The sequence below is a fragment of the Bacillus sp. SJ-10 genome, assembly GCF_002843505.1.
In the GTDB taxonomy this organism is placed as follows: domain Bacteria; phylum Bacillota; class Bacilli; order Bacillales; family Bacillaceae; genus Bacillus; species Bacillus velezensis.
Genome location: NZ_CP025258.1, coordinates 2,806,295 through 2,829,594 on the forward strand (window position 1 = coordinate 2,806,295; position 23,300 = coordinate 2,829,594).

Here is a 23,300-nt window from a genome sequence, read left to right on the forward strand (position 1 = left end):
GTTACACCCCCGTATATTCGTGTTTTCGGCAGACGTATTCTTTGCTGAGGGATACGGCAGCTTCATAGCCGCCCTTTTGATATGCTTTTGTCAAGTCGCTTCCCACACCCACCGCGACCGCTCCGGCAGAGAGCCAGTCATTCATGCTGTTTAATGAGATACCCCCGGTCGGCATAATGCGGACATTCGGCAGAGGACCGTTGACCGACTTGATAAATGAAGGGTCAAACGAATTAGCGGGGAACAGCTTTACCACATCACATCCGGCTTCGAGCGCCAAAGCCATATCAGACACGCTCATGCATCCCGGAAGATACGGTACGCTGTACTGGTTGCATAGAGATGCTATCTCTTTTACAAAATGAGAGCTGACGATAAATGAGGCGCCTGATAAAATGGCGTGTCTCGCCGTTTCTGTATCCATTACAGAGCCGGCTCCAAGAAGAATATCTTGATGCCGGAGTTCCTTAAAGACATCTTCCACTTCAGGAGTTGTGTATGTAAGCTCAATGGCGCTGATACCTCCTGAAATGGCCGCTCTTGAAACTTCAAGCGCCTCTTGGCTGTTTTGTCCCCTTATGACAGCCACCACTTGTGCATGCAGAAGTTTTTCGTAAATAACGTACTTAGGCAGCATTCTCGCTCCTCCTTTAATCAAACGTAATGATTGCTTTTCCCACCTTGCCCGGGTGCTGTTCGATCAACTGAAATGCTTGATGGACGTCATCTGCTGAAAATGTATGTGTAATAAGACCGCCGTGCGTTAACAGGCCTTTATTCAGTAAGTCTGTAATGTACGGAAACTGATTCGTCTGCAATCTTGAACCGGTTATCGTGACTTCCTTTTTTGTGATCGGAAGCTGAGAAATGCCGGCAGTCCTCTCATCAAAACCAAGCACAACCACATGACCGGCCGGAGACACCGCGTCAATAGACGTTTCAAACGTTGAGGGGAGACAGACGGCATCAATGACGGCATTGGCGCCTTCATTTTTTGTCCATTCGTTCACCCGCAAAACGGGATCTTCTTTTTGCGCGTTGACGGTAACGTCCGCACCGTTTTTTTCAGCGAATGCCAAGCGTTCATCATTCAAGTCGGTTATCATGACGGAAGCGCCTTTGAGCTTTGCCATTTTTAATATGCAGATTCCGATCGGCCCCGCCCCCTGAATCAAAACGGTATCTTCCTTCTCGACTCCGCCTCTCCAAACGGCCTGGGCGCCGATCGTATATGGTTCTGCCATGACCGCTTCCTCCCAGGGCAGATCGGGCGAAACGGCATGCAGCTGCTTTTCCGGAAGCACGATATATTCCCGCATCCCGCCATCTTCATGAACGCCGAACACCGAAAGCGCTTTGCAGACGTTCGGACGTCCTTTCCGGCAGGCATAGCATGTTCCGCAATAAGATATCGGTTCAATCACTACCCGGTCACCCGGCTTGAAACGCCGGACAAGAGAACCGGTCTTTGCGACTTCCCCTGTGACTTCATGACCGATTACTCTCGGCAGGGACGCTAACGGATTTGTCCCATGATAAATATGCAAATCTGATCCGCAAATTCCGACCCGCTTCACCTTGACAAGAACATCATCCGCGTGGACAACAGACGGTTTCTCACATTCCGTCACCACCAGATCAAATGCTTTCCGTACTAGAACCGCTTTCATTTTCTCACCCGCTTTTTAAGTTGTGCTTGCTAACGTTCAATCACAGTCTCTTTGTTTACAAATGACAGAACCTCTTCTAGATAGGGAAGCCCTTCATTGTCACCGGAAACTGTGGTGACGAGCGCACCGACCGCATTGGCAAACTCCAGACGTTTTTCCGGTTCAAAACCATGCAGATAACTGTACAGGTAACCGGCATTAAAGCCGTCACCCGCTCCTACCGTGTCAACAGGCGCAACCGGGAAAGCCTCTTTGTGAACCCACTTATGATCATGATACAGCGCAGAACCTGCTTCACCGTCTTTTATGACAAGCTGACTGATTGAATAGGTCTCTGCAAACCGGGCTAATGCCTCATTTTCCCCTAGACCTGTCAGCTGTTTCATTTCGTCCCGGCCCGCCAGAAGAATATCAGTATGCGGAAAGATTTGATGAAATGCCGCACGCGCCTCCTCAATCGTCCACAGCTTCAGCCTGATATTCGGATCAAAAGATACGGGAATCCCCCTTGCTTTGGCGATGGAAAGCACCCTTTCAGCAATTTCAAGGTTTTTCTTATCAAGCGCGAGGAACACGCCGGTAAGATGAACGATGTGAATGCCGGCAAACATATTCTCTGTTATATCTTCCGGTGCAAGAGTCAGAATTGGTGAATTGAAACGGTAATAAAACGTCTTGCCTGAACCGTCATTTCTGATCTCTTTGACATTTAAAGATGTAGGAAAGCCTTCAACATAGGAGACGTCAGTCACATCAATTCCTTCTCCTTTGGCAAACTGATAAATCACTCTGCCGAACTCATCCTTCCCCAGCCTGCTGACCCACTTTGAGTGCAGATTCAATCTGGCGCATGCAATCGCAAAATTCAGTTCAGCTCCTCCTGCTTTTCGTTCAAAATGGGTAACAAAACGCAAAGGCCCTGTGCTTGCGGGATTTAAGGTGATCATCGCATCACCGATCGTAAAAATGCCATAATCAGAAGCCACATTAATACTCCTTTCCTTTAAGACTAAATCGGTTTGGTAAACCGGTTTAGTTAAACTTTATATGAAAGCCCTTACACACACAAGAGAAAAATACAACAAATTCAAAAAAATCTGTTTTCGGCAAAAATAACCTGGTTTTTCACATAAAAAAACCCCTCACAACAAAATGTAAGGGGTTTTTTGAAAATTGTATGCATGTTTCCTTAGTTAGCAGTCTTACGTTCGGGGCTTGTACCTTCTTCTTCCGCCCATGTTTCAATATGCTTGAGCTCCGGCGTATTCTCGGCCTTGAATACAGGATCAAGACCTTTTTTGCGCTGAGCGGCATAATCCTTATAGATCTTGTAGGCTACATTACTCAGCAATAAGATTGCCACTAAGTTAATGAGAGCCAAGAGTCCCATAAACAAGTTTGCCATGTCCCAGACGATCTGGAAGTCAGCCAAACATCCGTATACCACCATCACTACGACGAATACGCGGTAAATATTAAGCCATGTTTTGCTTGTTTTAATAAATTCAATATTCGTTTCACCATAGTAATAGTTGCCGACGACAGAACTGAATGCGAATAAAAACATCGCAATCGCAATAAATGTCGGCGCCCATCCGCCGAGGTGGTGCTGCAGTGCGGCTTGCGTCACTTGAATGCCGTCTCCTTTAGGCGTAAAGCTGTACAATAAAATGATAAAGGCAGTCGATGTACAAACGATAAATGTATCAAAAAATACGCCGAGCGTCTGAATTAATCCCTGCTTAGCCGGATGCGACACATGTGCAGCCGCTGCGGCATTCGGCGCGCTTCCCATACCCGCTTCGTTTGAAAACAGGCCGCGCTGCGCACCGATAATAATGATGCTTCCTAAGCTTCCGCCGACGATCTGTTCAAGACCGAACGCATTTTTCACAATCGTAACAAACAGCTCAGGTACCGCTGTAATATTTACAATCACGACATACAGCGCGATCAGAATATACATACCCGCCATGACCGGAACGATTAATTGCGAGACGGAAACAACACGTTTCAGACCGCCGAATATAATGAAAGCCGTTAATACAGCTAAAATGATTGCGATAACTGTTTTATTCACATGGAATGCTTCGTCAAACGCGACAGAAATCGTATTTGACTGCACGGCGTTAAAGATAAGTCCGAAAGAAACGGTAATCAATACGGCGAATAAAATACCGAGCCAGCGGGCGCCCAGTCCCTTTGCCATGTAATATGCCGGACCGCCGCGGAATTCGTCACCGGAACGCACTTTATACAGCTGCGCCAAGGTGCTTTCCACAAAGCTGGAAGCCATACCGACAATCGCTACGATCCACATCCAAAATACTGCGCCGGGACCGCCTGTTGCAATCGCCAGCGCGACGCCGGTCAAGTTTCCGGTTCCGACACGAGAAGCGGCTGAGATAAAGAATGCCTGCATTGAAGACACTCCTTTATTTCCTTGCGGCTTCTCCCCGACGATTCTAAACATTTCTATAAAGTATTGGAATTGAATAAAGCGAAAACGGAACGTAAAGTACAAACCGATCCCGACTAAAATATAAACAAGATACTTCCAAATAAAATCATTTGGAACATTTATGATTTCACTGATGAAAGCCTCCATGTTTAACCTCCCTTTTACGTATCTTTTACTGTCATTTTTGCTGCATATGTTAGATCTTTTAACACAACGAGTATTATTATATCACAACGACCGTGGTTGAGAAGTTTTTTTAAGAAAATGTTTCGGTTTCTTCATCACGTCTTTTGCTGTCATGCCCCGTTTTTTATCTTACAGCCCGAAAAATGTTGTCACGTCATAAGGAATGCGTGCATATCATAACAAATAGGTCTTTAAGATAAAAGAGATGAAAAGATGGATGGAATGGTATATACTTAACCAGGATAATAATTTTTTAAATTTAATAAATATGTTTACTTTACATTTAAATTAGGGTATTATAATAAAAATATTCAGACTTATGAAGGGGGGGAGAACATTTGAAAAAAATCTTGTTTTTAAAAGCTTCTATTTTATTTTTAGCGATTGCAAGCTTTCATTTGCTCTCCATTCCCCATGCGTTTGATACTGCTCATCATTTTAAAGCGGTAGCCGACCAGCAGGAAATGCACGAAATGAAGGCCGGCCAAAATGCTGATGATGAGAAAAAATCGCTGACGGGCTCATATATCTTGACGGCGCTTTTTGCCGCTTCTGTCTCACTGATCGTGATATCAGACAGGAGACGCCCCGCTTCCCGGAGAAGACAGCGAAAGAAAAGCTTTTTAATCGCTAAATTTTATCAGTCCTCGTATTTCGATGAGCTTCATGTTCAACATCGCCTATCTATGTAACATAAAATGAGGAGGTTGTTAAACATGTTGTTTATCTTACGAATGGTGATTTTAGGGTTGTTTTCATTCACTGCATTGAATTTATTTGTATGGCAGGGAATCGAAGTCATTCACGCTATCACTGACTTATTCGGCAGCCACGAAAGCTAAATAGTAAAACCTCCGCTCAATGAGCGGAGGTTTTTTTTATTTTATTTTTACTCTTAAACTTAAACATCAGACGCGGGGATACGCCATACATCTGTTACCGGCCCTGTCTCAGCTTCATCGGTAAAGAAGGAACCGTTGCTGTATCGGTCATTCGCCCGCAAGGACTTCACGGCGATTTCGATTCTCTCGCCTTTTTCTGTTTCCGCAGCGATCATGTCGGCCAAAGCGCATGCGAATACGCCGACTGTGCGATGCGGGTTCTTTTTAAGCTCACGCAGCATGATGACGCCGCGCTTCGCTCTGGATGTTTTTTCGAATTCAGATAGGTTCATCCGCTTGATTGCTCCCCGCTGTGTGACAAGGATAAGCGAATCTGTCTCATGCAGGATTTGTCCTGATACGACGGTATCACCGTCTTTTAAATTTATACCCTTTACGCCGGCCGCACGGGCACCGACTACATTTACTTCATCTTCACCGAACCATAAACCGTACCCGAGGCGGGTGGCGATAAACAGCTGGCTGCCGCCGTCTGTGACATGAACATCAATCAGCTCGTCGTCCCCTTTAAGGTTAAGGGCAACAAGCGCTTTCGAGTAACGCTGCGCTTTGTAATGCGTCATTTCAGTTCTTTTCACCATGCCGTTTTTCGTCATAAACAATAAATATGAAGATGGATCAAACTCTTTTACCGGTATAGCTTTCACGATGGTTTCATCACGGTCAATCGTGATGATGTTCGTTACGTGCTGCCCCATGTCTTTCCACCTGATATCAGGAAGCTGGTGAACCGGACAATAAACATAGCTTCCCTTATTGGTAAAGAGCAGGAGAACATCCGTTGTATTCATTTCAAATTGGTGAATCAGCCTGTCAGTATCCTTCATACCGAAATCCTGACCGTTAGAAGCGGCAAATGACCGCTGGCTTGTTCGTTTTACATAGCCGTCTTTTGTGACTGTCACATATACGTCCTCAGAGGCTACCATGACTTCAAGATTGATTTTAATTTCCTCAATCTTTTCTTCAATGACAGACCGTCTGCTGTCAGCATAGGTCTTTTTCAATTTTTTCAGGCTGCTTGTAATGACTTTTAACAGCTTTTTATCATGACTTAAAATGGCTTCGAGCTCCTGAATTTTCTTGCTGAGCTCTTCCGCTTCCTCTTTTAGCGCCGTAATATCCGTGTTTGTCAGACGATACAGCTGCAAGGATACGATCGCTTCAGCCTGCGGCTCCGTAAATGCGAATTTAGACATTAAGTTTTGTTTCGCATCTTTCTTGTCGCTGCTTGCCCGGATGACCGCTATGACCTCATCTAACACAGACAGTGCCTTCATCAGTCCTTCAACGATGTGATGCCGCTCTTTTGCTTTTTGCAATTCAAAGACGGAGCGGTTTGTCACTACTTCCTTCTGGTGGGAAATATACGCATCCATGATGGCTGTAAGACTCATCAGCATCGGCCGGCGGTTATGTATGGCGACCATATTAAAGTTATATGTTGTCTGCAGATCAGTGTTTTTATATAAGAAATTCAGGATGCCTTTTGCATCGGCTTCTTTCTTTAACTCAACGACCACCCGAAGCCCCGTGCGGTCAGTTTCATCCCGGACTTCAGAAATGCCTTCGACTTTTTTGTCTATGCGGTATTCGTCCATTTTCTTTACGAGATTGGCTTTGTTTACTTCAAACGGAATTTCTGTAATGACGATCTGCTCCCGTCCGCCTCTTACGGATTCCACTTCAGCCTTGCCGCGGATAATAATTTTGCCTTTCCCGGTTTCATAAGCCTTCCGAATGCCGTCGACTCCTTGAATAATGCCTCCTGTCGGAAAGTCAGGCCCTTTAATCACCTGCATCAAGTCATCGACGGTGCAATCCGGAGATTCAATCCGTTTAATGACGGCATCAATGACCTCACCCAGATGATGAGGGGGAATATCAGTCGCATAGCCCGCTGAAATCCCGGTTGATCCGTTGACAAGCAAGTTAGGGAACATGGCGGGCAAAACAACCGGTTCTTTACTAGTGTCATCAAAGTTCGGAACGAATTCAACCGTATTTTTATCAATATCACGCAAAAGCTCTGACGCGATAGAAGATAATCTCGCTTCCGTATAACGCATGGCAGCCGGCGGATCACCGTCAATGCTTCCATTGTTGCCGTGCATCTCAATCAGCACATTCCGCACTTTCCAATCCTGGCTCATCCGCACCATCGCTTCATAAACGGAGCTGTCACCGTGCGGATGATAATTACCGATAACGTTTCCGACCGTTTTCGCCGCTTTACGGAAATTTTTATCGAATGTATTTCCGTCTGCGTGCATGGCGTATAAAATTCTCCGCTGCACCGGCTTTAAACCGTCACGAGCGTCGGGCAGCGCCCTGTCTTGAATAATGTATTTACTGTAGCGTCCGAAACGGTCGCCGATTACTTCTTCTAACGGTAAATCATGAAATAATTCTGGCTGTGCCACTATTAAACCTCCTCAGCGACCGACAAGTTTTCATTTTCTAAAATATTGCTTTCCTCATCTAATCCGAAGGCAACATTCTTTTCAATCCATTTTCTTCTCGGTTCTACTTTGTCTCCCATTAATGTCGTTACGCGGCGCTCTACCCGTGCCGCATCGTCGATCTTGACTCTGACGAGAGTTCGCGATTCGGGATTCATCGTCGTTTCCCAGAGCTGGTCTGCGTTCATTTCTCCCAGACCTTTATAGCGCTGGATGGTATACCCTTTGCCGACTTTCTTTAAAACGCCGTCCATTTCTTCGTCGGACCAGGCATATTCAATAATCTCTTTCTTACCGCTCCCTTTGCTCACTTTGTAAAGAGGCGGAAGGGCGATGAAGACTTTTCCGTGCTCGATTAAAGGTTTCATATAGCGGTAGAAAAACGTTAACAGCAAGACTTGAATGTGCGCGCCGTCGGTATCCGCGTCCGTCATGATGATGATCTTGTCATAGTTGATGTCGTCTATATCAAAATCTGCGCCGACACCGCCTCCGATCGCATGAATAATCGTATTGATTTCTTCATTTTTGAAGATGTCTGCAAGCTTTGCTTTCTCTGTGTTGATGACCTTTCCGCGAAGGGGCAGCACGGCTTGGAATTTCCGGTCTCTTCCCTGTTTTGCAGAACCTCCCGCAGAGTCTCCCTCCACCAGATACAATTCATTCTTCGCCGGATTTCTGGAACCGGCGGGTGTGAGTTTTCCGCTCAGCGTCGCTTCTGATTTTTTTCGCTTTTTGCCGCTTCTCGCTTCTTCTCTCGCTTTACGGGCCGATTCACGGGCCTGGCTTGCTTTAATCGCTTTTTTGACAAGCAGGGTCGCCGTATCGCGGTTTTCTTCCAAGAAATAAGCAAGATTCTCGGAAATGACGGCATCCGCGGCTGATCTCGCCTCACTTGTGCCAAGCTTCCCTTTCGTCTGGCCTTCAAATTGCAGCAGTTCCTCCGGGATACGCACGGAAATGATTGCGGACAAACCTTCCCTGATATCGGCGCCTTCAAGGTTCTTGTCTTTCTCTTTTAAAAGGGCAACCTTTCGCGCATACTCGTTAAACGCTCTTGTCATTGCCGTTTTGGCTCCTGATTCGTGGGTGCCGCCGTCCTTTGTTCTGACGTTATTAACGAATGACAGCATATTTTCTGAATACCCGTCATTAAACTGAAACGCGAAATCGACTTCAATGTCATGATGCTCGCCTTCAAAGGAAACCACTTCGCATAAAGCGTCTTTTTCCTCGTTTAAATAAGCGACAAATGCTTCAATTCCGTTCTCATAATAAAATACTTCTTTTACGCCGTTCCGTTCATCAATTAATTCTATTTTCAAACCTTTTAACAAGAAAGCTGATTCGCGCAGACGTTCTGACAGCGTGTCAAAATTATAAACCGTTGCGCTGAACATTGACGGATCAGGTTTAAAATGGGTAAGCGTTCCCGTTTTTTTGGTCGTTCCGATTTTTTCAAGTGAAGTCACGGGCTTGCCGCCGTTTTCAAACCGCTGTTTATAAACATATCCGTCACGCTCAATAGTAACTGTCAGCCACTCCGATAACGCGTTTACGACAGATGCGCCGACACCATGCAGACCTCCGCTTGTTTTATAGCCGCCCTGTCCGAATTTCCCCCCGGCATGCAGCACGGTGAAAATAACTTCCGGCGTCGGCTTTCCGAGCTTATGCATCCCGGTCGGCATTCCGCGTCCTCTGTCCTGTACGGAGATGCTGTTGTCCTTATGTATCGTTACGATAATATGATCTCCGTAGCCGGCAAGAACTTCATCGACGGAATTGTCGACGATCTCATATACCAGATGGTGCAGGCCGCGTGCGTCCGTCGAACCGATGTACATTCCCGGTCGTTTTCTGACGGCTTCCAGGCCTTCAAGCACCTGTATGGCATCTTCGTTGTAATCAAATTGCTGTTTTCTAGCCAAACGTACAAACCCCTTTCAAAAAACCTGCTCTTAATCATTCTCTTTTTTAAATGTTTTCATGTCTTTGTTTTTCAGTATGCGCAAGCTTCGGTCCAATTCTCCTCGGACTCACAATTATAACCAATATGCTTGATTTCGCAACATATTTAAGCGAATGGCTCGTTTTTTAGGCCGCAAGACATACATTCGAACGGCTTTTCATCTTTTTGGTGCCCTTTTCGGCGGATAAGAACATGAGTTCGCTTTCTATTATATAGCTTTATGCCGGCCATCGCAAACAGACTGTAAACCCCTGTATAAAGGGGTTTCTAAAAAAGCTGTTCATGCTTTATTGTATCTGTTTCATCATCATACGCAAAGAGTATTCTTTCAATAAAAAAGCAAAAACCCCTGATTTGCCAAGGATTTTTGCCTTTTTTGTTCCTATTTTATAACAGCGCGGGCGACTTTTATACATAAATCCATAACAGCCGTCCGTCCTTTGTCTGTAATCATGCGATACGCTTCTTCATTTGCAAGACCCTGCTGCGCCCAAAAAACGGGAGCGTCCGTCTGTAAAAATTCTTCAGCGACGCCGGGAAGCTGCTCAGAGCGTCTGAACACATTCACGATATCAATTGGTCCTTCCACGTCTTTTAATGAAGCGACGGCTTTAACGCCAAGCGCCTCATCAATCGTTGGATTGACGGGAATAATTTCATACCCTTCATCCTGCATCGCTTTGGAAACCATGTAAGAAGTCCGGTCGGGACGGTCTGACAGCCCGACGACTGCGATCCGTTTGCTCCGGTCCAGAATTTCTTTAATCTCTGACTTTGAAGGATTTTGCATCTTTACCATCTCCTTTTGATATATTGTACATGACCGCTTCGCCGGAATCAAAAAAAGCGCTTTGTCAGCTTAATTCTCAAAAAACTTGTCATCAGACGGTAACAACTCGTGTTAAAATAGAGTGAAGGGACATTGAAAAGGAGAAATGTAGATGTTGATTGCTTTATTGATTATTTTGGCCTATGTAATAGGCAGCATCCCGTCAGGTTTAATCGTAGGCAAACTTGCGAAAGGGATCGATATTAGAGAACACGGAAGCGGCAATTTGGGCGCCACAAATGCTTTTCGCACGCTTGGCGTTAAAGCGGGATCTGTCGTCATCGCAGCCGATATTTTAAAAGGCACCTTGGCCGCGGCGCTCCCATATTTACTGCACGTCCCCATTCATCCTCTTCTCGCAGGGGTGGCAGCAGTAATCGGCCATGTATTCCCCGTGTTCGCAAAGTTTAAGGGAGGCAAAGCCGTAGCCACATCAGGGGGCGTCCTGCTGTTTTATGCTCCGCTGTTATTCGTTACGATGGTTGCAGTATTTTTCGTATTTTTATTCCTTACGAAATTTGTTTCTCTGTCTTCAATGTTAACAGGGATTTATACGATTATTTACTGTCTGTTTGTAAAAGACCCTTATTTATTAATCGTAGTGACGCTCTTGACCGCGTTTGTTATCTACAGACACAGGGCAAACATCAAACGGATTATAAACAAAACAGAACCGAAGATCAAATGGTTTTGATGAAACTTCAATTTTGACATCAAAATGCCATATGCGTTTATAATAGAGATAATTTCTTTATATGAGAAACAAAAAGGGAGTGTTCCGGATGAACATGAAAGTAACGAAAGGCGCGCTGGATTGGTACAAAGAAGAGCTCGATCTGGAAACAGGCGACCACGTCCGTTTCTTTGTCCGTTACGGGGGATGCAGCAACGTTCAGAAAGGCTTTTCTCTCGGCATTTTAAAAGACCGGCCGATGAACATCGGCACCAGCACGGAAGTTGAAGGCATTACCTTTTTTATTGAAGAAAGCGACTTATGGTACTTTGATAATCACGATTTGTCAGTCACATATTCAGATCAGGCAGAAGAGCCGGTATTTGATTATGTGTAAAAAAAAGAACGCAGCGGATGCGTTCTTTTTTTTACAGCCTGAACCTTTTGAGATGATCAGTCAGATGTTCTTTTTCTAATATGCTTCTTTGCGTATCACCGAGCAGGTCAAAGTGGGGAAATTCATTTTTATGGTGAATCCACTCCGGCTTCAGCCCGTACTCCGCTCCCCATCTGATCAGTTTATTGAGATCGCTTGAACCGGCCTTCGTCACGGTCTTAGCCTCCGGAAAGCGGTCGTCCAGCCAGTAATGCGTTAAAAAAGCGATTTTCCCTTCCGATACATCCCGCTTCCATCTTTCCAGTTCCTTACGCGTAATTCCAAATGCCATAAGTGCAGCCGCTCCTTATTTTTTTGCCTTTTCGTAAGCGGCATGCCAATCAGGAAAAGCCTTGCGAAACTGAATCGGTTTGAAGCTCTCTTTATCAACGCATATATGAGAGGATGTCGCTTTGATGGCAAGTTCTTGATCCGGATTATAGATGTGGTAGCCGTAAACGGTTTTAAATCCGTTATATTCTTCAATCCAAGTATGTACGACAGCCGTTTCTCCGTAGCGGAGCGGCTTTTTATAAGAAATGCTGATATCCAATACAGGGGACAGCACACCTCTATCTTCCATATCCTTGTAAAGGAATCCGAGTTCCTTAATCAGCGCCGTTCTGCCGACCTCCATCCAGACTAAGTAATTGGCATGATAGACGATGCCCATTTGATCTGTTTCCGCATAACGCACTTCTATTTCTTTTTTTGACACATGCAACGTTCTCTGCTCCCTTATTATCAGATTAGCCCCATTTTATCACAACGAGCCGGAAAGAGAAAAAAACCAGGTTTCCCTGGTTTTTATTATGATTGATAGCCGTTTTCTCTTGCAGCCGATTCATCCTGGATTTCACTGCGGAACGATTCAATGCTTTCATTGCGTCTGGCATTCTTCTCTTGAATGCGCTGTCTTTCCTCATCTGTCGCAAATCCCATTGATTCTTTGGCTTCTTCTATATTTTCAATTGTATTCTGCACCATATCCTGCAGCTTTTCAACGTTATCGGAACGGTCATCCGGATTCGGTTTTTGATAATTGTTTGTCATAATGTCTGCTCTCCTTTGATGATGTTATTCGCCTTTCGTCTGCATGACAATCGGATGTCCGTTTGACTTGTCATGAAACTTTTCCCCTTTGTTGCGTTTATATTTAACGGGTTTTGTCCCTAAGTGGCTCGGAGCGTATTGCGGCTGGCCGTCTTTCTTGTTTATGCCCATGTTCATCCCTCCTTAAGAGTATATTTTGCAAAAGGAGGTGCAAACATGACTGCAAATTAAAGGTTATTTTTGTTTGAACCGCTGCTCCAGCTTTTCTTCAAGCTGATTCAAATATTCCGTATTGGTCATCAGCTCACGTTTATTTTCCATAACCAATTCATGAAAAGAACGTTTTCGCATTTTTTTCAATCTTCTCACCTCCGTGTTTTCATTCATTTTTTCCAATTTTTCAAAACCTAAGCCCTTCACAATAAAAAAACTGAACCTCTATTTGAGATCCAGTTTTTCTTTCATTTCTTTTTTTGTCATCGTGCCTACGCGAATGTGCTGAATGGTTCCTTTTTCGTCTAATATGTATGTTGTCGGATAAGAAAGCACGTTGAAATCTCCGTTAATTCCGCTTTTGTCAATCAGAATAGGAAATGTCAGCTGATAATGATCAGCAAATGATTTCACAGCCTGTATATTTTTTTCAGAGGACGTAAAATTAACGGCTGCTACCGCAATATCAGGATATTCTTTCTGCAGCTCCTGCATATCGGGCATTTCCATTCGGCACGGCTTGCACCACGTCGCCCAGAAATTGAGGAGCACTTTTTTTCCTTTATAATCAGAAAGGGAGATGCTTTTTCCTGACAATGTATCAAGTGTAAAGTCAGGGGCTTTCATCCCTTCTTCTGTCCCTTCTTTCGGACTTTTTTGTACAGAATAAATGTTCCAGCCCGCATACACTAACAACCCGATAAGTAATATTCCGCCCAGCCATTTCGCAAGCATCTCAAGGCCTCCCGCATAAAAAGAGAGAAAGCAGACTGCTTTCTCTCCTTTGTTCATTCTGCTACTGTTTCATTTTATCGCGAAGCACCATTTGTAAAATGCCGCCGTGGCGATAGTAATCAATTTCCACTTCACTGTCAAAACGGACAACAACTTCAAATGTTTTTACCGTACCGTCTTCACTGATTGCTCTGACAGTCAGCAAGTCGCGCGGACGTACAGATTCATCAACATCCACCTCGATGACTTCCTTACCGGTTAAGCCGAGTGTATCCGCGTTTTCACCCTGTTTGAACTGAAGCGGCAGCACACCCATGAAGACGAGGTTGCTTCTGTGAATTCTTTCAAAGCTTTCGGCAATGACTGTTCTGATGCCGAGCAGGTTTGTTCCTTTTGCAGCCCAGTCACGTGAAGAGCCCATTCCGTAATCTTTTCCGGCCAGGACGACAAGACCCGTTTTATCTTCTTTATACCGCATGCAGGCATCATAAATAGATGTCACTTTCCCGGTAGGCCAATGTGTTGTGTATCCGCCTTCTGTACCCGGTGCGATTTGGTTTTTAATGCGGATATTGGCGAATGTTCCTCTCATCATGACTTCATGGTTTCCGCGGCGTGAGCCGTAAGAGTTAAAGTCACGAGGAGAAACGCCTTTTTCCTGCAGGTATTTGCCCGCCGGTGTGTCTTTTCCGATCGCTCCGGCCGGAGAAATGTGGTCAGTCGTCACGGAATCGCCGAATTTGCCGACAACGCGAAGTCCTCTTAAAGGCTCAACTTTTCCCGGCTCTACAGACATTTCCTCAAAGAACGGCGGGTTTTGAATGTAAGTGGAATCCTGATCCCACTTATACAGCGCTTCATCCGTCGTTTCGATTTCGTTCCAGCGCTGGTTGTCGTCAAATACCGTTTCATACTCTTTGCGGAATAATTCCGGCGTAACAGTCTGTTTGACGAGAGAATTGATTTCATCCATGGACGGCCAGATGTCATCGAAATAAACATTTTGTCCGTCATTTCCGACACCGATCGGATCCGTTTTCAGGTTGATATTCACAGTGCCTGCTAATGCGTATGCGACAACAAGCGGAGGTGACGCAAGGTAGTTTCCTTTGACAAGCGGATGGATCCGGCCTTCAAAGTTTCTGTTACCCGACAAGACAGAAGTGATCAAGAGATCATTTTTAGCAACCGCTTCTTCAATCTCTGGAGAAAGCGGGCCGGAGTTCCCGATACATGTCGTACAGCCATACCCTACGAGGTTAAAGCCGAGCTCCTTCATGTAAGGAAGCAGGCCTGAGTTGACTAAGTATCCAGTAACAACCTTAGACCCCGGTGCAAGTGACGTTTTAACATAATTCGGCACTTTCAAGCCTAATTCTACCGCTTTTTTGGCTACCAATCCGGCACCGATTAATACATAAGGGTTTGATGTATTCGTACAGCTTGTAATAGCAGCGATTGCAATCGCCCCTGTTTTCATAACCGCATCTTCGCCGCTGTTAAGTTTAAATGAAATTTCTTTGTTCTCTTCAGCAGCATCCGCTCCGAATCCTTGGTTGCCGGCCGGGCTGACAAGATGTTTTTTAAACGTTTCCTGCATAACGGAAAGCGGGATTAAATCCTGCGGACGTTTCGGTCCTGAAAGGTTCGCTTCGATTTTTGACAGATCAATTTCCACAACGTCTGTAAAAATCGGCTCTTCCGCGTCAGGCGTATAGAATAAACCATTGTTGCGGCAGTATGCTTCCACAATATCGATCTGCTCTTCTTCACGGCCGGTCAGACGCAGGTAAGAAAGTGCTTCCTCGTCAACCGGGAAGAATCCGCAAGTCGCTCCGTATTCCGGCGCCATATTGGCAATAGTCGCACGATCCGCAAGCGGAAGCTCAGCAACACCAGGACCGAAGAATTCAACAAATTTATTGACTACGCCTTTTTCGCGCAGCACTTGAGTGACTTTCAGCGCCAAGTCAGTCGCCGTCGTTCCGTTAGGCAATTTTCCGACAAGTTTCGCGCCGATGACCTCAGGAACAGGGAAATATGAAGGCTGGCCGAGCATTCCCGCTTCCGCCTCAATACCGCCGACACCCCAGCCGAGGACGCCGATTCCGTTAATCATTGTTGTATGGGAATCTGTTCCCACCAATGTATCAGGATATGTCACAAGTTCTCCGTCTTCCTCTTTCGTATGAACGACACTTGCCAAAAACTCAAGGTTTACCTGGTGAACGATACCTGTTGCAGGCGGAACAGCCTGATAATTGTTAAACGCTTTCTTTGCCCAGCTTAAAAATTTATAACGTTCTGCATTTCTTTCGAATTCTAAGTCCATATTAATGGCTAACGCGTCTTCCGTACCGGCTTTGTCGACTTGTACGGAGTGGTCAATGACCAAGTCAACCGGAATTTCAGGATTGATTTTATCAGGGTCTCCGCCGACAGAGGCCATGGCTTTTCTTAAAGATGCCAGGTCAACTACGGCCGGAACGCCGGTAAAGTCCTGTAGAATAACCCGTGACGGTTTAAACGGCACATCGATATCTTTTAATTCAGCAGTACCCCATCTTGCTAAATTTTCAACATGTTCTTTTGTAATGACACGTCCGTCTACCTGACGCAAAACAGATTCCAAAAGAACCTTAATAGAATAAGGAAGTTTTGAAACATTGCCGACCCCTGCGTCTTCCAATGCTTTTAATGAATAGTAGTTGTATGTTTTCCCATTTGAAGAAAATGTTTTTCTTGCTTGGAAAACGTCTTGTGTTGCGACTTTTTGCTGATTTGTCATTCTCCAAAATCCCCCTTCAATGATCAAGATCGTTCTTTAGATGAATGTTCACATTCCATCACAATTTTCTCACAATTTCATCTTAGTATAAAATCATACATAAGTAAATATCAATGTTTTTATTAAATACAATAAGATCGTCTTATCAGTATGATTTTCGGTAAATTTTGTCCGATTTTCCGCCTCATACAACGGGCTGTAAAGAGCCATATTAATGTTGAGGTGATGATCATGGTAAAACGGAAAGCCAATCATGTAATTAACGGCATGAATGATGCGAAAAGCCAAGGCAAAGGCGCGGGTTATATAGAAAATGACCAGCTCGTCCTGACGGAAGAAGAACGGCAGAACAATAAAAAAAGAAAAACAAACCAATAGCCGGAACACCTTAAAAAGGAGGCTTTAACATGACAAATAAAAATACGAGTAAAGATATGCATAAAAATGCTCCGAAGGGCCATAACCCCGGCCAGCCGGAACCGCTGAGCGGAAGCAAAAAAGTGAAAAACCGCAACCATACAAGACAAAAACATAATACAAGCCACGATATGTAAAACAGACCCCGGTGTCTGTTTTTTTGTGCCATTCACCCATTCAAAGCTTCTGCATACGTTATAGCAAGGCTTTTTAATATGGAGGGATGCTTCCATGAATCACTCAAAAAACGCTGAAGAATTTGATGATACGGAAGAATGGCTGCGGCAGTTTTACGAGGACCCGTATGCTTGGTATGACGAGACGCTGCCGATCGATCTATATGAAACAAGCCGTCAATATATCATTGAAGCCGACCTGACGGCGCTGAAGCAGGTGCAAGCGATAACCGTCACTCTTTCGGGAAATGAGTTTATGCTCTCTGTTAAAACGCTTGAACGGACGTTAAACAAACAAATGATGCTTCCTTTTTATCTGAACGACAAACATATTTTCACTGATTTCACCAACCATATTCTGACCGTCTCCATGAACAAGGAGCCAAATGAGACTCCTGCCTCTTTTTCCTTTCAATTTCCTCTATAACATAAAAAAGCCGCTTTCATCCCTCAATGGAAGCGGCTTTTTTGTCCGGTCATATCAGTCATATACCCTCAAAGTGAATCTCCCATGGCCAAATAGCAGAATCACTATACGATAGAATATGTTCTAGCAACCGGAATGACTGGACATCTATCATTTTTTCTATTCTTTTTTTTCTATTCTTTTTTTCATGTGTTCTTCTATTCTGTCTTCGTTTACAATATGGTTAAAGTAAGGAGGAGATAGAACAATGCTGGAAGGCTGGTTTATGTGGTTTATTTTATTTTGGGTCATCGTGATGATCGGATTGCTGTCTATCGGCGGGTTTTTTATGTTTCGAAAATTTTTAAAACGCTTACCGAAAGAAGACGGCCGGTCAGAACTGGATTGGCAGGACTATTATATTGAAAAAAGCAAGCACTTATGGAATGAGGGTGACAAGGCGTTTTTGGATGAACTGGTCGCCCCCGTGCCGGAGCTCTTTCGGGATGTAGCCAAAGCGAAAATCGCCGGAAAAATCGGTGAACTTTCCTTAGCGGAGGAAGCTGAACAAATAAACCGTGATTTAATCATCAGGGGTTACATACTGGCCACTCCTAAGCGTGATCATCAATTTTTAAAAAAGCATCTCCGTGAAAAACAGATTGATCTTACTCCTTATCAAGCCCTGCTCAAATAAAAAACCTTTCCGGCGGACGGAAAGGTTTTAATTCATCTGAATATCAGCGGTCTTCAGTTCATTCGAAAGTTTGCGGTAAGACAAAAACATCGCGATGCGCCACGGGACAATCATTCCGAAAGCAAGAATCCAAAACATCCCGCTTAAAGCTCCGTAATCAATCGTCGTGCTCAAAATGGATTTCATAGCGATTCTGATAACCAGCAAACCAATCAGGATAAACACAAACGCTTTTGACCGTTTTAAATAGATTTCATTATTTTTAATCTCAAATTTAGATGTTTTAATCAGAAAAATAGAGAAGATTACGCCCAGCGTAATGGCCTCCAAAAATTCTTCGCCCGTCACTCTGAAAATCGGAAAAAGGAACATAAGCGCTCCCGTACTCATGAAAATCGGCGGGAGAATTATTTTTTTAGGTGAAGCGGGCTTGTCGGAGGATTTAATCCTGACGATCATCACGGAAATTGCCATGGCCGCTGCAATAACGGATGAAATTATAATCATCATCTTTATCATTCCTTTGCTTGCACGGAGTTTGATACTATATACTATACTCCAAAAACATAAAAAAAACCAATTTGAAAAGAGAACACGTTTACGTTCCCGTTACCCGGCCTACGGCCTCCAGCACTTTAGATGCTTCAAACGGTTTAACGATAAAGTCTTTAGCGCCTAATTCAATCGCTTCCAGAACGATCCGCTGCTGCCGCATGGCGGTGCACATGATGATCCGGGCTTTCGGGTCAAAAGCTAAAATATCCTGCAGCGCCTGTATACCGTTTTTGACCGGCATGGTAATATCCATTGTCACCAGGTCGGGACGGATTTTTTGATATACTGCCAGGGCTTCCTCCCCGTCAGCCGCTTCCCCGGCCACTGTGTAATTCGCCGATTCCAGAATCTCTCTGATTTTCACCCTCATGAACTTGGCGTCATCTACAACTAAAACTCGTGTCATATTCCCCTCCACATATTTAACATTAACTAGTCTTATTGTACCAAAAACGAAAGGGTATATAATAGTTCAAAAGTTATTAACCCGTTACAGACCCGTAAATCCTCCGAAAAGATTTGACAGAACGATCAGAATGTAGCTCATCCAGTTAAAAAACAGCATAACTCCGATCAGAATCATAAGAATGCCGCCGATTTTCATGATAAGCAGCTGATGCTTGCGAATCCAATTCATTCTGGTAATAAAAAATGAAAGAACAAGAAAAGGAATCGCAAAACCGAGAACATATAAAAACATATACGGCACTGCTGAAGAAGGATTTGTATTTGCCAGCGAAAACACGGCTCCTAAAATAGGCCCGCTGCACGGCGACCAGCCGGCTGCAAACGCAAGACCGATCAGAACCGAACCGATAAACCCCTCCGGACGGCGCTTAAAGTGAATGCGCCGCTCTTTCATCATGAATTTCGGCTGAAACACACCGGCAGTAATCAGCCCGAAAAGGATCAGCATGATAGCGCCAAACTGGCGGATCGCTTCATGATATTGGGTGAAAAAACTGCCGATAAATGAAGTTCCATATCCCAATGCGATAAAAATCACGGAGAAACCAAGCAAAAAACAAAGTGTATGCACGAGGCCGCGCTTTTGCAGCATCACCTTTTCTGTTTTCACCTCGTCCATACTGACACCAGTTATGTAAGATAAAAAGGCGGGGTACAACGGCAGACAGCATGGAGAAATGAAAGACAGAAATCCGGCCCCAAACGTCAGAAAGTAATTAAAACTCACGATGACACACTCCCTTCGAGTTATGACAAAATCATTTCATTTTTTTAACACTTTCCCGAGAAGGATTACTTTTTATAGAAAAAGCTTATATAATTTAATTTGACATCGAGATATTATACTCCTTCTTATTTGAAAAACAGTATAAATGTGGATATAATAATAGCGACTCAGGTGAAAGATTTATGTATGAAAGGATATATCCCTGTGATTAGAGAGCATCTATTAAATGAAATTGAAAAAAAACGGGCAGAGCTGCTTAAAATCGTCATGACAAACGGAATGACATCAAACATTACGATAGAACTCAGCCAGGAGCTTGACCACCTTCTCATACAATATCAAAAAGAACTGCACACCGGCAGTTGGGGTGAAACATGACGCCAAAATAAAAAACCCTCTCCGGGTTTTTTATTTTTATAACCATGTATCTCTATATCATAATCTGTACGTATTATTTCGCTTGATTATTCATGGCTTTCATCATTTGATTAATTTTCTTTTGAGAAGGTTTCATTCCCATTTGCATCATCATCATGCGTAACATTTGTTCATTAATAGGCGGATTCTTTTTCAAATAGCTCATCATATATTTACGAGCAATAAAAAACCCGAGTGCAACACCTATGAGCAATGCGACAACGCCCACTAGGATGCCAACCCATAAAGTCATTTTATTTCCTCCTTCATGTTGTCTAGTTTAAAGTGTACTAAACCAAAGGCTATTATACAACATTTACATCTCTTTTTCCTCGTTTTTAGACAAAATTTCTTTCTCTGACCGGATTTAACCACCCGTAGCGCCGTGTCTTGAAATCCATTGCAAGAAAACAGGGGCTGATTTTACGCAGAATCTCAAAGAAAATCGTTTCCGCCTCATAATCTCCCGAAGCTGCAATCTCAATTAAACTGTCTTTCATCATGAAGGTGGCGCAACCCTTTTCTCCGGGCAGTGTAAGCCGGTAAATGGAATCCAAACGGCTGTAACTCATTCGGTTTAAATGCAGCTGGAGACGCTGATGCATATGTATCACCGGAATCGGTTCCGTTATATATTGAACTTGCTTTTCTGTCATTTGATATTCCTGGGGTGTCAGATCTGTCCAATGATAGTCTCGAAACAACTCAAACATAGCCGTTTCCCGCCCGAAGTAGTGGTTCGCAAACTCATCCTTTATCAGGTGCGTATAGTAATGACGTTCCATTTCCTCATCCCCTTTTACAGCGCTTCGTTATTGCTTTCTATTATACAAAAGGAGAAAAGAAAGAATTGTCTATTACTGTTGCGCCGCCCCTTCTATTTTTGTCGCATAAACAGGAAAAAGAGGACGATTTGACTCATCCTCTTTTGTCTCGTTATTTGTTTAAAAGTTTTTTCACGCGGTCAACCACGTTTTCTGCAGTAAACCCGTATTCTTTCATAATTGTTTCTCCCGGAGCTGAAGCACCGAAACGGTCAATTGCGAGAACGTCTCCTTCAAGACCGGTAAATTTGCCCCATCCGAAGCTTGAACCCATTTCGATCGCAAGACGTTTCGTCACATTCGGAGGAAGCACGCTGTTTTTGTACTCGGCCGATTGTTTTTCAAAGCGGTCCCAGCTCGGCATGCTGACTACAGATACGTGAATGTTTTCTTCAGCCAGTTTCGCTTGAGCTTCGATCGCAAGTCCGACTTCAGAACCTGTCGCTAAAAGAAGAGCGGCCGGTGATTCTGTTTGGGCTTTGGAAACGATATAAGCCCCTTTATCCACGCCCGCATACGCTTCTTCAGCCTGCTGATCAATCGTCGGCAGGTTTTGGCGTGTCAATACAAGAGCTGTCGGATGATCTTGGCTTTGAACGGCAACCTTCCATGCAGCTGCGGTTTCATTTCCGTCAGCAGGTCTGATCACAGAAAGGTTAGGAAGTGCGCGTAAAGAAGCAAGCTGCTCAATCGGTTCGTGAGTCGGCCCGTCCTCTCCTACGGCAATACTGTCATGTGTGAATACATAAGTGACGGGAAGACCCATCAATGACGCCAGACGAATGGCAGGTCTTAAATAATCAGAGAACACAAAGAATGTGCCGCCGAATACGCGGAGGCCGCCGTGAAGCGCCATTCCGTTTAATGCAGCGCCCATCGCAAATTCACGGACACCGAACCAGAAGTTTTTCCCGGCGTAGTCTTTTGCCGTGAAGTCTCCTCCATTTTTGATTGTCGTTTTATTTGAACCCGCAAGGTCAGCAGATCCCCCGACAAAGAAAGGAATTTTCTTGGCGATCCCGTTCAGCACCTCACCTGAAGATGCACGGGAAGCAAGGCTGCTGCCTTTTTCATAAACGGGAACTTCCTGATCCCAGTCTTTAGGAAGCTCGCCTTTCATGCCGAGTGACAGCTGTTCAGCAAGCTCAGGATATTTTTCTTTATAAGCCGCGAACAGTTCATTCCATTCCTGTTCTTTTTTCGAGCCGGCTTCTTTTACAGCTTGATTGAAATGCCCGTATACTTCTTCCGGAACATAAAAATCTTCTTCAAACGTCCAAGCATACGCTTCTTTTGTCAGCTTGCTCTCTTCTTGTCCTAACGGAGCGCCGTGAACGCCGGATGTGCCCGCGCGGTTTGGAGAACCGAAACCGATTGTCGTTTTCACTTCGATCAATGTCGGTTTTTTATCATTCTGGCGCGCTTTTTCAATTGCAGCCGTCAATTCAGCGATGTTGTTTCCGTCCTCAACATAAAGAACTTCCCAGTTCATTGCTTCAAAACGCTGCTTTACATTTTCAGAGAAAGAACGGTCTAAATCGCCGTCTAAGGAAATGTCATTAGAATCGTATAATACGATCAGACGGCCTAATTCAAGATGGCCTGCAAGAGAAGCTGCTTCGGAAGAAATGCCTTCCATTAAATCGCCGTCTCCGCAAATACTGTATGTATAATGATCAACTACGTTGAATGAATCACGGTTATATGTCTCAGCCAGATGGCGTTCTGCAATTGCCATTCCCACTGCCATTGCAATACCCTGTCCAAGCGGTCCGGTCGTAGCGTCTACTCCGGCTGTGTGCCCGAACTCCGGATGTCCCGGTGTTTTGCTTCCCCATTGACGGAACTGTTTCAAGTCTTCAATGCTGAGGTCATATCCGCTTAAATGCAGCATGCTGTATAAAAGCATTGAACCGTGGCCTGCTGATAAAACAAAGCGGTCGCGGTTAAACCAGCCCGGATTCTGCGGATTTACATTCATAAATTTCGTCCACAATGTATATGCCATCGGAGCGGCTCCCATCGGCATGCCCGGATGTCCGGAATTCGCTTTTTCAATTGCGTCTATAGATAGTGTACGAATGGTGGCAACTGATTTCTTTTCAATTGTATCCATTATAATCCCCTTCCTTATTGTTGTACCTTTTCATCATAAAGCGATGCTGACTTTTTCTCAACTCTTTCAGCTTAAATTTGAGATAAACTTGTTGAAAATTGTCGTAAAGCACATCCT

At 44.4% G+C, this 23,300-nt stretch carries 29 protein-coding genes; 9 read left to right on the forward strand and 20 right to left on the reverse strand.

Annotation, left to right across the window (positions count from 1 at the left end; translation table 11 throughout):
• Position 1: 1 nt before the first annotated feature.
• The 4 genes from CXL14_RS14040 to CXL14_RS14055 all read right to left on the reverse strand — a co-directional run bounded on the left by CXL14_RS14040 (position 2) and on the right by CXL14_RS14055 (position 4,278).
• Positions 2-637, reverse strand: coding sequence for a bifunctional 2-keto-4-hydroxyglutarate aldolase/2-keto-3-deoxy-6-phosphogluconate aldolase (locus CXL14_RS14040; RefSeq protein ID WP_053285106.1), 636 nt, complete (start codon positions 635-637; stop codon positions 2-4).
• Positions 638-650: 13 nt separating this feature from the next.
• The gene (locus tag CXL14_RS14045; RefSeq protein ID WP_053285105.1) at positions 651-1,670 is read right to left on the reverse strand and encodes a zinc-binding alcohol dehydrogenase family protein; all 1,020 of its coding nucleotides are present in this window, start codon (positions 1,668-1,670) and stop codon (positions 651-653) included.
• 29 nt (positions 1,671-1,699) lie between these two features.
• Positions 1,700-2,656, reverse strand: a complete 957-nt coding sequence (locus CXL14_RS14050; protein WP_029973851.1) for a sugar kinase — start codon at positions 2,654-2,656, stop codon at positions 1,700-1,702.
• A gap of 203 nt (positions 2,657-2,859) precedes the next feature.
• On the reverse strand, positions 2,860-4,278 hold the full coding sequence (locus tag CXL14_RS14055; RefSeq protein WP_007410311.1) for an alanine/glycine:cation symporter family protein: 1,419 nt from the start codon (positions 4,276-4,278) through the stop codon (positions 2,860-2,862).
• A 377-nt stretch (positions 4,279-4,655) separates the two neighbouring features.
• Here CXL14_RS14055 and CXL14_RS14060 point away from each other — a divergent pair, with 377 nt between their 5' ends.
• Positions 4,656-5,009, forward strand: coding sequence for a hypothetical protein (locus CXL14_RS14060; RefSeq protein WP_003153956.1), 354 nt, complete (start codon positions 4,656-4,658; stop codon positions 5,007-5,009).
• A 24-nt stretch (positions 5,010-5,033) separates the two neighbouring features.
• Positions 5,034-5,159, forward strand: a complete 126-nt coding sequence (locus CXL14_RS20545) for a hypothetical protein (RefSeq protein ID WP_003153957.1) — start codon at positions 5,034-5,036, stop codon at positions 5,157-5,159.
• A gap of 59 nt (positions 5,160-5,218) precedes the next feature.
• On the opposite strand, the gene parC is transcribed toward CXL14_RS20545, so the two are convergent.
• The 3 genes from parC to CXL14_RS14075 form a co-directional block, all read right to left on the reverse strand.
• Positions 5,219-7,642 carry a DNA topoisomerase IV subunit A gene (gene parC / locus CXL14_RS14065; RefSeq protein ID WP_101287848.1) on the reverse strand — a complete coding sequence of 808 codons (2,424 nt, stop codon included), beginning with the start codon at positions 7,640-7,642 and terminating at the stop codon, positions 5,219-5,221.
• Positions 7,643-7,644: 2 nt separating this feature from the next.
• Complete coding sequence (parE, locus tag CXL14_RS14070; protein WP_101287850.1) at positions 7,645-9,612, reverse strand: DNA topoisomerase IV subunit B; 1,968 nt, start codon at positions 9,610-9,612, stop codon at positions 7,645-7,647.
• Between the two features lie 423 nt (positions 9,613-10,035).
• Positions 10,036-10,443 (reverse strand): CoA-binding protein, encoded by a 408-nt coding sequence (locus CXL14_RS14075; RefSeq protein WP_007410316.1) that lies wholly within the window; start codon positions 10,441-10,443, stop codon positions 10,036-10,038.
• Between the two features lie 151 nt (positions 10,444-10,594).
• Here CXL14_RS14075 and plsY point away from each other — a divergent pair, with 151 nt between their 5' ends.
• Together plsY and CXL14_RS14085 are read left to right on the forward strand one after the other, a co-directional pair.
• Positions 10,595-11,176, forward strand: a complete 582-nt coding sequence (gene plsY / locus CXL14_RS14080; protein WP_014418024.1) for a glycerol-3-phosphate 1-O-acyltransferase PlsY — start codon at positions 10,595-10,597, stop codon at positions 11,174-11,176.
• Positions 11,177-11,264: 88 nt separating this feature from the next.
• Positions 11,265-11,552 (forward strand): HesB/YadR/YfhF family protein, encoded by a 288-nt coding sequence (locus CXL14_RS14085; protein WP_007410318.1) that lies wholly within the window; start codon positions 11,265-11,267, stop codon positions 11,550-11,552.
• Between the two features lie 31 nt (positions 11,553-11,583).
• Here CXL14_RS14085 and CXL14_RS14090 read toward each other — a convergent pair whose 3' ends face one another.
• The 7 genes from CXL14_RS14090 to acnA form a co-directional block, all read right to left on the reverse strand.
• Positions 11,584-11,883, reverse strand: coding sequence for a hypothetical protein (locus CXL14_RS14090; RefSeq protein WP_007410319.1), 300 nt, complete (start codon positions 11,881-11,883; stop codon positions 11,584-11,586).
• A gap of 15 nt (positions 11,884-11,898) precedes the next feature.
• A complete protein-coding gene (locus CXL14_RS14095; RefSeq protein WP_003153973.1) occupies positions 11,899-12,315 on the reverse strand; it encodes a YbgC/FadM family acyl-CoA thioesterase in 417 nt (138 codons plus the stop codon).
• An 86-nt stretch (positions 12,316-12,401) separates the two neighbouring features.
• Positions 12,402-12,644, reverse strand: coding sequence for a small acid-soluble spore protein Tlp (tlp, locus tag CXL14_RS14100; RefSeq protein ID WP_014418023.1), 243 nt, complete (start codon positions 12,642-12,644; stop codon positions 12,402-12,404).
• Positions 12,645-12,668: 24 nt separating this feature from the next.
• The gene (locus CXL14_RS14105; RefSeq protein WP_003153977.1) at positions 12,669-12,815 is read right to left on the reverse strand and encodes an acid-soluble spore protein N; all 147 of its coding nucleotides are present in this window, start codon (positions 12,813-12,815) and stop codon (positions 12,669-12,671) included.
• A gap of 63 nt (positions 12,816-12,878) precedes the next feature.
• Entirely contained in the window at positions 12,879-13,004 is a 126-nt protein-coding gene (locus CXL14_RS14110) for an FbpB family small basic protein (protein ID WP_012117651.1), read from the reverse strand.
• A 78-nt stretch (positions 13,005-13,082) separates the two neighbouring features.
• Positions 13,083-13,592 carry a TlpA family protein disulfide reductase gene (locus CXL14_RS14115; RefSeq protein WP_014418022.1) on the reverse strand — a complete coding sequence of 170 codons (510 nt, stop codon included), beginning with the start codon at positions 13,590-13,592 and terminating at the stop codon, positions 13,083-13,085.
• A 61-nt stretch (positions 13,593-13,653) separates the two neighbouring features.
• Positions 13,654-16,380, reverse strand: coding sequence for an aconitate hydratase AcnA (gene acnA, locus CXL14_RS14120; RefSeq protein WP_017417878.1), 2,727 nt, complete (start codon positions 16,378-16,380; stop codon positions 13,654-13,656).
• 231 nt (positions 16,381-16,611) lie between these two features.
• On the opposite strand from acnA, the gene sspO reads away from it, so the two are divergent.
• From sspO to CXL14_RS14140, 4 genes are all read left to right on the forward strand, one after another.
• On the forward strand, positions 16,612-16,758 hold the full coding sequence (gene sspO / locus CXL14_RS14125) for an acid-soluble spore protein SspO (protein WP_003153982.1): 147 nt from the start codon (positions 16,612-16,614) through the stop codon (positions 16,756-16,758).
• A gap of 29 nt (positions 16,759-16,787) precedes the next feature.
• Positions 16,788-16,934, forward strand: a complete 147-nt coding sequence (locus CXL14_RS14130; protein WP_003153984.1) for a small acid-soluble spore protein P — start codon at positions 16,788-16,790, stop codon at positions 16,932-16,934.
• 94 nt (positions 16,935-17,028) lie between these two features.
• A complete protein-coding gene (locus tag CXL14_RS14135; protein ID WP_007410324.1) occupies positions 17,029-17,400 on the forward strand; it encodes an Hsp20/alpha crystallin family protein in 372 nt (123 codons plus the stop codon).
• Positions 17,401-17,647: 247 nt separating this feature from the next.
• On the forward strand, positions 17,648-18,076 hold the full coding sequence (locus CXL14_RS14140) for a DUF2621 domain-containing protein (protein ID WP_014418020.1): 429 nt from the start codon (positions 17,648-17,650) through the stop codon (positions 18,074-18,076).
• A 27-nt stretch (positions 18,077-18,103) separates the two neighbouring features.
• Here CXL14_RS14140 and CXL14_RS14145 read toward each other — a convergent pair whose 3' ends face one another.
• The 3 genes from CXL14_RS14145 to CXL14_RS14155 all read right to left on the reverse strand — a co-directional run bounded on the left by CXL14_RS14145 (position 18,104) and on the right by CXL14_RS14155 (position 19,829).
• Complete coding sequence (locus CXL14_RS14145) at positions 18,104-18,595, reverse strand: CcdC family protein (RefSeq protein WP_007611735.1); 492 nt, start codon at positions 18,593-18,595, stop codon at positions 18,104-18,106.
• A gap of 79 nt (positions 18,596-18,674) precedes the next feature.
• Complete coding sequence (locus tag CXL14_RS14150) at positions 18,675-19,037, reverse strand: response regulator (RefSeq protein WP_007410327.1); 363 nt, start codon at positions 19,035-19,037, stop codon at positions 18,675-18,677.
• A gap of 84 nt (positions 19,038-19,121) precedes the next feature.
• Positions 19,122-19,829 carry a cytochrome c biogenesis protein CcdA gene (locus tag CXL14_RS14155; RefSeq protein WP_088056486.1) on the reverse strand — a complete coding sequence of 236 codons (708 nt, stop codon included), beginning with the start codon at positions 19,827-19,829 and terminating at the stop codon, positions 19,122-19,124.
• A gap of 201 nt (positions 19,830-20,030) precedes the next feature.
• On the opposite strand from CXL14_RS14155, the gene CXL14_RS14160 reads away from it, so the two are divergent.
• Positions 20,031-20,204 (forward strand): aspartyl-phosphate phosphatase Spo0E family protein, encoded by a 174-nt coding sequence (locus CXL14_RS14160; RefSeq protein WP_012117647.1) that lies wholly within the window; start codon positions 20,031-20,033, stop codon positions 20,202-20,204.
• 73 nt (positions 20,205-20,277) lie between these two features.
• On the opposite strand, the gene CXL14_RS14165 is transcribed toward CXL14_RS14160, so the two are convergent.
• The 3 genes from CXL14_RS14165 to tkt form a co-directional block, all read right to left on the reverse strand.
• The gene (locus CXL14_RS14165; RefSeq protein ID WP_003153994.1) at positions 20,278-20,496 is read right to left on the reverse strand and encodes a YneF family protein; all 219 of its coding nucleotides are present in this window, start codon (positions 20,494-20,496) and stop codon (positions 20,278-20,280) included.
• 85 nt (positions 20,497-20,581) lie between these two features.
• On the reverse strand, positions 20,582-21,028 hold the full coding sequence (sirA, locus tag CXL14_RS14170) for a sporulation inhibitor of replication protein SirA (protein WP_014418019.1): 447 nt from the start codon (positions 21,026-21,028) through the stop codon (positions 20,582-20,584).
• A gap of 151 nt (positions 21,029-21,179) precedes the next feature.
• On the reverse strand, positions 21,180-23,183 hold the full coding sequence (gene tkt, locus CXL14_RS14175; protein ID WP_014418018.1) for a transketolase: 2,004 nt from the start codon (positions 23,181-23,183) through the stop codon (positions 21,180-21,182).
• Between the last annotated feature and the right edge of the window lie 117 nt (positions 23,184-23,300).

Bases quoted from the DNA above. Each gene is read 5' to 3' on its own strand.
- CXL14_RS14040 (WP_053285106.1), bottom strand. From the start codon at position 637: ATGCTGCCTAAGTACGTTATTTACGAAAAACTTCTGCATGCACAAGTG.
- CXL14_RS14045 (WP_053285105.1), bottom strand. From the start codon at position 1,670: ATGAAAGCGGTTCTAGTACGGAAAGCATTTGATCTGGTGGTGACGGAA.
- CXL14_RS14055 (WP_007410311.1), bottom strand. From the start codon at position 4,278: ATGGAGGCTTTCATCAGTGAAATCATAAATGTTCCAAATGATTTTATT.
- CXL14_RS20545 (WP_003153957.1), top strand. From the start codon at position 5,034: ATGTTGTTTATCTTACGAATGGTGATTTTAGGGTTGTTTTCATTCACT.
- CXL14_RS14075 (WP_007410316.1), bottom strand. From the start codon at position 10,443: ATGCAAAATCCTTCAAAGTCAGAGATTAAAGAAATTCTGGACCGGAGC.
- plsY (WP_014418024.1), top strand. From the start codon at position 10,595: ATGTTGATTGCTTTATTGATTATTTTGGCCTATGTAATAGGCAGCATC.
- CXL14_RS14085 (WP_007410318.1), top strand. From the start codon at position 11,265: ATGAACATGAAAGTAACGAAAGGCGCGCTGGATTGGTACAAAGAAGAG.
- CXL14_RS14090 (WP_007410319.1), bottom strand. From the start codon at position 11,883: ATGGCATTTGGAATTACGCGTAAGGAACTGGAAAGATGGAAGCGGGAT.
- tlp (WP_014418023.1), bottom strand. From the start codon at position 12,644: ATGACAAACAATTATCAAAAACCGAATCCGGATGACCGTTCCGATAAC.
- CXL14_RS14105 (WP_003153977.1), bottom strand. From the start codon at position 12,815: ATGGGCATAAACAAGAAAGACGGCCAGCCGCAATACGCTCCGAGCCAC.
- CXL14_RS14115 (WP_014418022.1), bottom strand. From the start codon at position 13,592: ATGCTTGCGAAATGGCTGGGCGGAATATTACTTATCGGGTTGTTAGTG.
- acnA (WP_017417878.1), bottom strand. From the start codon at position 16,380: ATGACAAATCAGCAAAAAGTCGCAACACAAGACGTTTTCCAAGCAAGA.
- sspO (WP_003153982.1), top strand. From the start codon at position 16,612: ATGGTAAAACGGAAAGCCAATCATGTAATTAACGGCATGAATGATGCG.
- CXL14_RS14130 (WP_003153984.1), top strand. From the start codon at position 16,788: ATGACAAATAAAAATACGAGTAAAGATATGCATAAAAATGCTCCGAAG.
- CXL14_RS14135 (WP_007410324.1), top strand. From the start codon at position 17,029: ATGAATCACTCAAAAAACGCTGAAGAATTTGATGATACGGAAGAATGG.
- CXL14_RS14140 (WP_014418020.1), top strand. From the start codon at position 17,648: ATGCTGGAAGGCTGGTTTATGTGGTTTATTTTATTTTGGGTCATCGTG.
- CXL14_RS14145 (WP_007611735.1), bottom strand. From the start codon at position 18,595: ATGATAAAGATGATGATTATAATTTCATCCGTTATTGCAGCGGCCATG.
- CXL14_RS14150 (WP_007410327.1), bottom strand. From the start codon at position 19,037: ATGACACGAGTTTTAGTTGTAGATGACGCCAAGTTCATGAGGGTGAAA.
- CXL14_RS14165 (WP_003153994.1), bottom strand. From the start codon at position 20,496: ATGACTTTATGGGTTGGCATCCTAGTGGGCGTTGTCGCATTGCTCATA.
- sirA (WP_014418019.1), bottom strand. From the start codon at position 21,028: ATGGAACGTCATTACTATACGCACCTGATAAAGGATGAGTTTGCGAAC.
- tkt (WP_014418018.1), bottom strand. From the start codon at position 23,183: ATGGATACAATTGAAAAGAAATCAGTTGCCACCATTCGTACACTATCT.